Annotated in this window: 10 protein-coding genes and 2 pseudogenes; 6 read left to right on the top strand and 6 right to left on the bottom strand. The window is 63.1% G+C overall.

Annotation, left to right across the window (positions count from 1 at the left end; all coding sequences use genetic code 11):
• Positions 1 to 315 precede the first annotated feature (315 nt).
• The 3 genes from ACFYQ6_RS34865 to ACFYQ6_RS34855 all read right to left on the bottom strand — a co-directional run bounded on the left by ACFYQ6_RS34865 (position 316) and on the right by ACFYQ6_RS34855 (position 2,233).
• Positions 316 to 897 carry a hypothetical protein gene (locus ACFYQ6_RS34865; RefSeq protein ID WP_388766871.1) on the bottom strand — a complete coding sequence of 194 codons (582 nt, stop codon included), beginning with the start codon at positions 895 to 897 and terminating at the stop codon, positions 316 to 318.
• A 478-nt stretch (positions 898 to 1,375) separates the two neighbouring features.
• Positions 1,376 to 1,675, bottom strand: a complete 300-nt coding sequence (locus ACFYQ6_RS34860) for a hypothetical protein (RefSeq protein WP_388766868.1) — start codon at positions 1,673 to 1,675, stop codon at positions 1,376 to 1,378.
• A gap of 30 nt (positions 1,676 to 1,705) precedes the next feature.
• Complete coding sequence (locus ACFYQ6_RS34855) at positions 1,706 to 2,233, bottom strand: S1 RNA-binding domain-containing protein (protein WP_388766866.1); 528 nt, start codon at positions 2,231 to 2,233, stop codon at positions 1,706 to 1,708.
• Positions 2,234 to 2,344: 111 nt separating this feature from the next.
• Here ACFYQ6_RS34855 and ACFYQ6_RS34850 point away from each other — a divergent pair, with 111 nt between their 5' ends.
• Positions 2,345 to 2,542 carry a hypothetical protein gene (locus ACFYQ6_RS34850; protein WP_388766864.1) on the top strand — a complete coding sequence of 66 codons (198 nt, stop codon included), beginning with the start codon at positions 2,345 to 2,347 and terminating at the stop codon, positions 2,540 to 2,542.
• A 72-nt stretch (positions 2,543 to 2,614) separates the two neighbouring features.
• On the opposite strand, the gene ACFYQ6_RS34845 is transcribed toward ACFYQ6_RS34850, so the two are convergent.
• Complete coding sequence (locus ACFYQ6_RS34845; protein WP_388766862.1) at positions 2,615 to 2,980, bottom strand: hypothetical protein; 366 nt, start codon at positions 2,978 to 2,980, stop codon at positions 2,615 to 2,617.
• Positions 2,981 to 3,085: 105 nt separating this feature from the next.
• Between ACFYQ6_RS34845 and ACFYQ6_RS34840 the strand changes: the two genes are divergently transcribed.
• Positions 3,086 to 3,406, top strand: coding sequence for a hypothetical protein (locus ACFYQ6_RS34840; protein WP_361587026.1), 321 nt, complete (start codon positions 3,086 to 3,088; stop codon positions 3,404 to 3,406).
• 256 nt (positions 3,407 to 3,662) lie between these two features.
• On the opposite strand, the gene ACFYQ6_RS34835 is transcribed toward ACFYQ6_RS34840, so the two are convergent.
• Positions 3,663 to 4,094 carry a hypothetical protein gene (locus ACFYQ6_RS34835; protein ID WP_388766860.1) on the bottom strand — a complete coding sequence of 144 codons (432 nt, stop codon included), beginning with the start codon at positions 4,092 to 4,094 and terminating at the stop codon, positions 3,663 to 3,665.
• An 838-nt stretch (positions 4,095 to 4,932) separates the two neighbouring features.
• Between ACFYQ6_RS34835 and ACFYQ6_RS34830 the strand changes: the two are divergent.
• A pseudogene (locus ACFYQ6_RS34830) lies at positions 4,933 to 5,067 on the top strand (diguanylate cyclase domain-containing protein); the annotation flags it as partial.
• 14 nt (positions 5,068 to 5,081) lie between these two features.
• On the opposite strand, the gene ACFYQ6_RS34825 reads toward ACFYQ6_RS34830, so the two are convergent.
• Positions 5,082 to 5,267, bottom strand: coding sequence for a hypothetical protein (locus ACFYQ6_RS34825; protein ID WP_361587021.1), 186 nt, complete (start codon positions 5,265 to 5,267; stop codon positions 5,082 to 5,084).
• A gap of 341 nt (positions 5,268 to 5,608) precedes the next feature.
• Between ACFYQ6_RS34825 and ACFYQ6_RS34820 the strand changes: the two genes are divergently transcribed.
• The 3 genes and pseudogenes from ACFYQ6_RS34820 to ACFYQ6_RS34810 all read left to right on the top strand — a co-directional run.
• A complete protein-coding gene (locus ACFYQ6_RS34820; RefSeq protein WP_388766857.1) occupies positions 5,609 to 7,096 on the top strand; it encodes a hypothetical protein in 1,488 nt (495 codons plus the stop codon).
• A complete protein-coding gene (locus tag ACFYQ6_RS34815) occupies positions 7,062 to 8,357 on the top strand; it encodes an RHS repeat domain-containing protein (protein ID WP_388766855.1) in 1,296 nt (431 codons plus the stop codon). Before ACFYQ6_RS34820 ends, ACFYQ6_RS34815 begins: the two co-directional genes overlap by 35 nt.
• Before the next feature lie 620 nt (positions 8,358 to 8,977).
• Positions 8,978 to 9,140 (top strand): annotated as a pseudogene (locus ACFYQ6_RS34810) (transposase); the annotation flags it as partial.
• Between the last annotated feature and the right edge of the window lie 494 nt (positions 9,141 to 9,634).

The raw sequence follows: 9,634 nt of genomic DNA, 5'->3' as shown, positions 1-9,634 counted from the left end.
ACGCCTTCGACATCGCGTTCGACGGCCGGCTCACCACCGGCATGACCAACAACTGAAATCAACCAACGGAGTTACACCGTTCCGCGGACACACCCGCAGCCGGCTCGCGACCCGTCTGCGGAACATCGGCCTCCCGTCCGAAGCCGGACGATGCGCCGCCCTGCTCGACCTTTGCACACAGATGCCACCGGCCGAGCTGCAACGGCTGCTCGGTATCAGCCCTATGGCGGCCGAACGATGGTCTGCCGGCGCGGTCAGAATGGCCTACGCAGCCGAGGTGGCCCGTCGATCGTGAGCTGCACGTCTCGGCCGCTATCAGGCTTCGATGCGAAGCCACGTGTCGCCAGCGCGAAGCCATAGAAGACCGTCGCGACCCTGACCGCAGCGCATGACCACCCGTCCGGGCACTCGAATCTTGCGCCGCTCGGTCACACTCCAGGTATCACCGCCCAACTCGGCTCGCACCACTTCGGTTGACCTCTGGTTGTGAACGCGCTTGGTCAGGACCGCTCGATGGTCGCGCACGGCGAACCCGTCCGGGTCACGTACAGGGCTGGGCCAACTGGTCACCTCACCGGTCGACGGGGTGATCCGCGTCAAGAACGTGCCTCCCCGCCGACTGCCGGAATACCAGATCAGCCAGACCTGGTCCCCCTCGGTGGCAGCGGTGCATCCCTCCAAAGGCACGTCAGGAAGGCGACCTCCCGGAGCCCAGGTTGCCCGACCTTCGGCACTCCAGCCGGCAAGACCGGCTGCAGACTCCGGATGCCCTCCATAGATGCCTTCGTCTCCGTAAGCCGTCCAGATCGATCCCTCGCGATCGGTCACCAGAGCAGGGATGTCGTCGCCGATGCAGAAGGTGGCTTCTTGGTCACCGCTTTCCAGCGAGAACACCACGGCGTTCGGGCTCCATGCTCCCGACTCCTCCTTGCCCGCTCGACCGCCTGCGATGAGAAGCCGGGCATCCGGGAGAAGAGCTATGTGGCTCGGCCTGACCGGGACGTCCTTGATCAGTCGACGTTGAAGCGACCCGTCAGCCTGGCGAATCATGAGCACCGCATCGAATGGGACCTGCGGGCCCCAGCCCACCCAACCCTTCACGTAACGGCTTCGGCGTAGGCACTGCCGATGGACGAGCAGAACAGCCAGCTCCCCCGTCGGGCCAACGGTCCACCACAGAGGGCGTCGTCCCGCCCAGAGTTCCGCTACGGACGGCTTCCAGACCCTCTGCGCGTCGACCGTCGACACCACATCCCCCCTGCTTTCGGCTGCAGCACCCGAACGTGAGCGCTGACGAGAGGAGTCTGTTGATGCCAGAACCAGGCACCGGCCCTCCGTCGTTCGACGCGTGGGCTGGTCCTGCCACCAGCAGCAGTCAGTGTCGGAAGCGGGCCGTCTCTCCGTTGATCCGGATTAGGAAATCGGTGATGGGGTCGCCGCCTTCGTCGGGGACGAGGATGAGCCCCTCAGCATGGATCGCCTCATCGGCTGCCAGGGCGGCCTCTTCGTCACCCCGAACCCATGCATCCCGCGAAGCGGCGAAAAGGGGGCGGAGGTCGTCCCAAGCGGGAGCAGGCTCGAAGTGACAGTCCGACCAGAACATGTCGATCTCTTCGAGGGTCAACGTCCCTACGAGGCGATCTTCCTGCCTGAGCTGCCAGCTCTTCTCTGCCATGTCACTCCCGCCCCCGACGCGAAGGGCACTCTAGCGCCCCGGCGACAGACGGATACGTCGCATGGGTGGGTCGACCTCTGCGATCCGCACGGTCATCACATCACCGACGCGGACTTCCCCGCCTGGCGCTGCTGCTAGCAGTTCGGAGTTGTGAATCAGCCCTGCGATCCCGTCATCAAGACCGATGAAGGCGCCGAATGGGACGAGCTTCGTCACGCGGCCACTGACGACGCTGCCCACGCGCTCAGCCCAGACGAGCCATGGATTCTCTTGCAGGGCAATCAAGGACAGCACCGCTTGCCCACGCCTCTCGGTGTCCAGAGCCAAGACCTCGGCGCTCACACGTTGTCCCAGCGACACCGCTTCAAGACAAGAGGAGAGCCATCTCCATGAGAGCTCGGGCGGAGGGATGAACCCGACCGAAGCCTCCGGCGCCCCGTCGAGATCGACGAACACGCCAAAGTTCTCAATGCGGGTCACCAACCCGGCCACGACATCTCCTGGGCGGAGCGACACGAGGAAGTCTCTCAGGGGCTTGGAGGGGAGCGGATACGTCACGCTCAGACCCTATTCCGCACGTCCGAATATCCGAACCTACCGATACTCGCTGACCGGTGCGGCCTGGCAGAGTTCTACTCGCTGGGCACGCCCGTCCACGCCAAACACCCGGTGACCGTGAAGGGTGAGTACGCGCCCACGCTCGGGACCGGGGCCTATGCGCTCGATCTTCTCTGCACCAACGGCAGGAGCGACGGGCAGCAGCGCTGGTTCGGAGAGCCATACGCAGCACCGTTGCCGGTGGACTTCGACTACGACGGCTTGATCGACCGGCTCCAAGAAGCAGGGCACGAGCCGCCGCCCTTCTGATCGGAAATGTCGAAGCCCCGCCCTCGGTGCCTAGTGGGGCTTCCGTTGTGGTGCCGATCGGTGGAGGCGACGTCAGTGGGGCTTGTAGTCGTCCCAGAAGGAACCCGTCCGGCGCCTTTCGTACGAGGCTTCAGCCCTCGCCATCCAGGCGTCGATGTCGGCGACCATCGTGGGGAACTTCTCCTTGAGAGGTTCGGCCAGTTCGACCAGCTCCTCCCAGGAGTCGGCCAGGTAGGTCAGGTTCTCCAGTCCGATCGCGACCTCGACCCGGAACGGGTCGTCCGACTTCAGCCACTCCTTCCCGGTCTCGAAGATCTGCGCCCCGTCCTTGGGATCGATGATCCAGGACATGGAGAGCAGCTGCTCCGCGACATAGCCAGGGGTGACATTCGGAGCTCTGTGGTCGACGAGGAAGCTCATGACGTCCTCAACCTTCACTGATCTACAACCTCCGGTACATGCGGCGAGCATCTCCTGCGCCTCCAGAACCAGCGCGCCCTCGCCCTCCCCGTGACTCGTGGCGAGAGGTTACCGCGAGGTGCGATGGCCGAGCCGGCCGCGATCCCCTCGCTCACCGAGGCAGCACGAACTTCCCAGCCAGCGGGGTGTGAAGCGCAGCAGAGCCGGATTTCAGCCCTATTCCGCACACTCAAATATCCGAAGCTACCGATACTGGCGAAGAAGACGAAGCAGACCGGGTACATCGACCACTGCCAGGCGGTCCGCCTCGATGACGAAGGCACGGTCACCAAGGAGCTCACCGGGCCCGGCAGCGCGTGGATGGAGCTGGACGCCGCACTGCATCGCGCGATCGGCGTTGGCGCGGCCGCCGTCACCGTTCGGCACGGAGCGCGGCGACGGTGAGCAGCTGCGCCAGGGCCGCCATGTAGCCGCCGGGCGGACCGGCGTCCTCAGTAAGCTCGCGCAGGATCGCGGCGAGCTACGAGGCGTTTGCCACCGGTGATCCCCTTAAGCTGATGCGCCTCTTCGGGATCACCGCTCAGACCGCCATGCGCTACGTCGCTGCGGCGTACCCGGAGCGGACGGCCCGACTGCCCCGTTGACCTGCGGCAACTGAGGTGATCACCACGGCGGACCGTCAGCTGGTCTCTTGGGACAATCAGCCATCGAAGCGGTTCCAGTCGATAGGGAGGCCGGCCAGCGGGTCCAGGGCGCTTCGGTGGGTGGCGCCGGCCCAGGCATCAAATGCTTCGCCGTCCTCGCTGCTGACATGCACGACGAGGCCGGGGGCCACGTAGAAGTGAGTGGGTGCCCAGGGCCAGAAGGGACGCAGGGGCACAAGGTGCAGCGCTTCCGTGAGTCGCTCGACCTGCGGTGCAGTGAGTTTGCGGGGCAGGGCGAGGTATTCGGCGCCCATGGAGGCCTCGAAGAGGGAGAACTGGATCAGGAAGCCGCTGAGCGGTTCCTGTTCGGCGATCGGCTCCTCGTAGAATTCACGGAACCAGACAGTCGGATCGGCTTCAGGTCCCTCAAGCGTCCACAGGAGTGACCAGAAGAAGCCTCCTTGGTTCTCGACGCCGAAGACGAGCATCTCCCCGAGATGGTCGGTGTGCAGGTCTGGATCCTGTTCTGGATTCCGAAGGCACCCGGCCGCTGCTTCGCGAGCCGGTACAGCTGTCTCAGTCCACCGGGAAGGCGTGACGCGGAGTCGCTGGTAGGCGATTCGGTGGCGCCTGCGGTCGGGTACCAGCCGGTGACGAACTGCTCAAGAGCTGCCGCACGGTCACCGTTCACATTCCCCAACCACTCCAAGTCCGGCAAGTGCTCAGGTGGAAGTGGTGGGCGCACTCGGTTGAGGAGTTCTCTGCTCAAGGGTGCTGCAAAGCGCAGTTCACAGTCGGTGAGAACGCCATCGGAGGTGCCAGCCTGGCTCACCTGGGCGGTGCCCAGGTACAAAACTTCACCTCTGACGCAGACCGCGATGTGGATCGGCAACGAGCCTTCGTCCACACCCCAGGGCGCGCCCATGAGTCGCTCTGTGACCGGCGCCGGTGCGGGCCCGATCAAGCGGACCTCCTCAGCGTTCCACACACCGCTTTGGGCGGGTGCGGCACTCGCTTCCGCGATGATCACCATTCCGGCCGGGCCTATGACGGCACTGGCACCGCCCACCGTGAAGCGCCCGGGTACCACCGAGCCGCCGACGAGCACGGGTACGTACTCCCGATCGAACACCAGCGCTGGAATTACAGCGGGAACCTGATCATTCATTCCCGCATCATCCTCGACCACGACCGGTCACCCCCAATGCCCCGCACCGAACCCGCTTCCGACACCGCCTCCAAGGCTGACAGGCGAGTGGGTTCGTCAGCTCTCCGCTCCCGGAATCCGCGAACCCACGCGTTTCCGACCTCAATCATTTCAAGGCGATCAACGACACCCTCGGCCACGCTGCTGGCGACGCGGTCATCTCAGCGACCGCGGACCGGCTCCGCGCCTGGGCGGGCAACCGCGCTGCCGTCGGCCGGCTGGGCGGCGACGAATTCGCCCTGACGCTGCGCATCGCCCCCGAGCGTCGTCAGGCACGCCTCGCCCAGCTCGTCGACAAGCTCACCCAACCTGCCCGCCCAGTCTCCATGCCCAGGGTGGCGAGGGTGGCGAGCTGCTCCGCCGTGAGCTTGTCGGGTACCGGCTCCGCCTCGCCGTCGACCATGATCTCCACGACCGCGCCGCGCGGGACGGCCTGCTGTCCCTCTTGCTCCACCCACTGCGCCCGGGCCGCAAGACCCCGCTGGAACGCCGCCTCCGACTTGCTCCCGGCCTTACGCGCACCCTGGCCGCGTCGCCCGGCGACGTAGGGATCTCCGCCGGAGTGGCGGCCGTCAGGGGAAGGGCGGCGCTGCGGATGCCCAGTGCGGTCAGCCGCTCGCGCTGCTCGGGCAGGAGCTGCGCCCACTGCAGGCACCGTCCCCGGTCGGCGGTCGGCTTGTCGCCCAGACTCTGTACGACTCCCGCGGCCTTGCTGTGACCGCCCAGGCCGACGTCTGGGATCAGACGACGGGCCCCAACGGCACCATGGTGCAGGTAGACGGTGGGCAACCGCCAATGCAGACCGACACCACCTTTGACGGTGCGGGTCGCCAGATCAAGCAGACGACCAAGACTGGCAGCACCGTTCGCTGGACCATCGACACGGCATACACAGGCGACACCACTTCAACTACCGCACCCGTTGGCGGCCAGGCGACCACCATCACCACCAACGCACTGGGCCAGACCACTCAGCGACGGGAGTACGGCGGCCCACAGGTCGGCACCAACTTCACCACCACGGACTTCACCTACACTCCAGCCGGGCTGCAAGACACCATTACCGGCCCAGACGGGAAGAAATGGTCATACAGCTACGACCTGTACGGCCGGCAAGGCTCTGCTACTGATCCGGATAAGGGCACAACTGCCACGAAATACAATGAACTTGACCAGGTAATCAGTACCACCGATGGCCAACCGAAGACCCTCCTGACTGAGTACGACGTGCTCGGCCGCAAAACCGGGATGTGGCAGACCTCCAAGACCGACGCCAACAAGCTCGCCTCCTGGGAGTTCGATACCCTCAGAAAAGGCCAGCAGGACACCGCCACCCGCTACGACGGTGGCGTCAGCGGCAAGGCGTATACCAGCAAGGTCACCGCTTACAACGCGATGTATCAGATCACAGCCAACCAGTTGATCCTTCCAGGCACTGACCCCCTGGTTGCCGCAGGGGTGCCCGCCACTCTGGCCTTTACTACCGCCTACCGCCTCGACGGCACCATCAGCCAACACCGCGAGCCTGCCGTAGCAGGTCTCGCCACCGAGACTGTCGCTAATACCTACAACCCCACTGGCCAGCAGCTCACCTCCAAAGGCACCACCGGCTACCTGCAAGGCGCCGTCTACTCACCCCAGGGGGATCTGCGCCAGCTCACACTTGCCACCGATCCCACGGCTGGAAAGAACACCTACCTCAATTATGACTACGAGGTAGGCACCCGTCGGCTGACTCACTCATTCGTCACCGACGACATCCACGCCTACCGTGCGCAAGACCTCACGTTCACCCAGGACGACGCCGGAAACATCAGCTCCATCTTCGACGCCTCCACCCTCGGCGGAGCCAGCAAGGCGGACAACCAGTGCTTCACCTACGACGGCCACCGCCGCCTCACCGAAGCCTGGACCCCCAGGACGGCTGACTGCACGACCACCGGCCGCACTACCACCAACCTCGACGGCGCAGCCCCGTACTGGACCAGCTACTCCTACAACGACGCCGGCCAACGCAAAACTGAAACCACAAACGCCACTTCAGGCAATTCCGCAACCATCTACGAATACGGCACCCCGGCCGGTCAGCCCCACCCTCTCACTAAGACAACGGGCGCCAAGGCTGCCACCTATACCTACGACTCGGCAGGCAACACCATCAGCCGTCCCGGTACTCAAGCGACTCAAACGCTGAACTGGAATGCCGAAGGTAATCTAGCCTCCGCCTGCGGCAGGCACCAATCCCGCCTTGGGCACCAGTTACGTATACGACGCCGACGGTGAACTACTCCTTCGCCGCGCTAGCGGAGACGGCGAGACAGTTCTTTATCTCGGCGCAACCGAATTTCACCTCGCAGTGAAGAGCACCACCAAGACACTTTCCGGTAGGCGCTATTACACCGCTGCCGGTCAGGCGATCGCCGTACGCACTGCTACCACAGGCGTGGCCGGCACCAAACTAAACTTCCTCGCTGCCGACCACCACGGAACCGCCAGCCTTTCCATCGACGCGGCCACCCTCGCCATCACCAAGCGCTATACCACTCCCTTCGGCTCTCCTCGCGGCACGAAGCCTACGACCTGGCCGGACGACAAAACGTTCCTCGGTAAACCTGCTGATGTCGCCACAGGCCTCACACATATCGGTGCTCGTGAATACGACCCAACAACGGCCCAATTCATAAGCGTCGACCCCCTATTGGAAACCAGTAAGCATCAGTCGTTGAACGGCTACAGCTACGCCGAGAACGCCCCCGTCACACTTTCCGACCCCAGTGGCCGAGGGTCCATTAGTTGCAGCGGGAGTAGCTGCGATGCAGGAATGATCGCTGCTGACGAGAACATGTCAGGCTCGATAGGTAGCAGCGGTGGTGCGGCACCAACTGGCTCGTTGGGCACAAGTCCGCCAGTCTCCTTGAATGGCTGGACCCCAGGAGCAACGTTCAACTTGATCACGCAATCATGGGATTCGCCGCTTGCCAATCGTGGAAACCATTTCCTGCAAGGGGAATCCTTCGGAATATTGCCAGAAGGGAAAAGGAATCCATGGGAAACATCTCGTGCCATGTTCTTTGGTTGGCTCTGGGGTATGGGGTGGCCCCTAGAGCCGACTCAAGAATTCCGCGGCGGCGATGCGTTCACAGCTGAACTCGCCAGTGACGAGACTGTGTCTGAAATGCGATCAAAGCTTCTCGGTGAAGCAGTTGCTGATGGCATGGATGCGCCTTCTGCAAAAGCGGCAACCCGTTTCCGATACAAGGACGTTGGCCCGGATCCAGGAAGCCCTTGGTATAAGGCCAACTCGATTCGCGGTGCAGTGATGGATCTTTCAGGCGTACTGACTAATGGCGGGATCGGAACGGAAAATTATGCTGATGCATTTCTTGGAAGTTACTCGGGCACGGGAAAGATAAAGTCTGTAGATAGAGAGAAGGGTGTGGTCCTTCTGGAATTCAAAGTAAAAAATATCAGCGACTGGAACTCGGCTACGCACGCGGTGCCACGTCACGAGAAAACCCCCCCAATATATACGGCGCCAGTGTGACGCAGAAGTTCTCTTGGCAGGAACGGCTTCCGCTGAATATGTGCGGGTGTTGGGTGGAGTAGAGTAGTCAGCGTTCGGCTGCGGCAGGTGTCCTGCCGCAGCCAGTATTTTTTTCTAAGGAGAGAAGTGGCCGGACGTTTTCTTGCGACCAGAACTGTCAAGATTTTGGCGTTCTTCGCACCGCTAATGTTGATTGCTGGATGCGTTGAGGGTGAGAAGTTGGCGACTGTAGAAGCGTCTCGCATTATTGGAACATGGAGTGAACCCTCGTGAACCCTCCGGTGGGCGGATTTCATTTTCTGAGAAGCGTACATTTGAGGCTCACGGGATCGACGTGAAGAGTGCTATTTATGCCGGTTGTCCCGCTGGAGACAGTACAGGAACGTGGGGCTTTTTTGTGGACGAAGGGAAACCTGGGGGATTTCTTTTTGTGTCGCGAGAGGCATCCTCTGGTGAGACGCTGGGTATTACGTTTGATGGTGCCCCGGAGGGTGAGTGTGAAATTAGTCTTAATGTAATCCAGGGTGGTGAGACGCTATGTGCCACTGATGACCCTGATTTTACCTGCGGGCTGGAAATTCGATTCAGTCGAAGGTGATGCAAGGAGAGCGGCGCTCTGTGGCCCTTCGCCCGTCGACCGTGCCCGTCCCGGCTCCAAACACCATCTGATCGTCGACCCGCGGCGGTACACCGCTCGCTGCGACGCTCACTGGTGGAAAGCGACATGATGTCACCCAACTGTTGCCGCTACTGAACGCAGTCCCAGCAATTCGAGGTCTGCGGTGGCCGTCGAAACGGGCCTGAACAAGTACCGGAGATCAAGACGGTTCTGGACGCGCTGGAACGGGGCGAAGCCCCGCCCTCTCCGAGACAAACCGGCCCGCTCGCCCTGCGACTGCGCACGGTGATCTTTCAGGCGGACACTCACCGGGACTCTCCTCGCCGGTGGGCCGCGGAGAAGATGGTGCACGGAATCTGGGGCTCTCCCTACAGGTCCGTGTGCGCGAGCGCGAGCATCCTCGGCCGCCTCACTGTCGACTGGCGTACGGATCTGCACGCGGACCTGGGCAACCCGCCACTGCCACCGATACCTGACGATCGCTTCTGGGGGACCCTGCGCAACCCCGCCATCGATTCCAGCTGGCACGCAGCTCAATACGCCCCAGACCAGGGCTGATAGAGGGGGTGTGTCCGCGGAACGGTGTAACTCCGTTGGTTGATTTCAGTTGTTGGTCATGCCGGTGGTGAGCCGGCCGTCGAACGCGATGTCGAAGGCG

It is taken from the genome of Streptomyces sp. NPDC005494 (assembly GCF_042872025.1).
Classification (GTDB): Bacteria; Actinomycetota; Actinomycetes; order Streptomycetales; family Streptomycetaceae; genus Streptomyces.
Note: the sequence above shows the minus strand (reverse complement) of the source record. Positions and strands in the feature narration are given on the sequence as shown.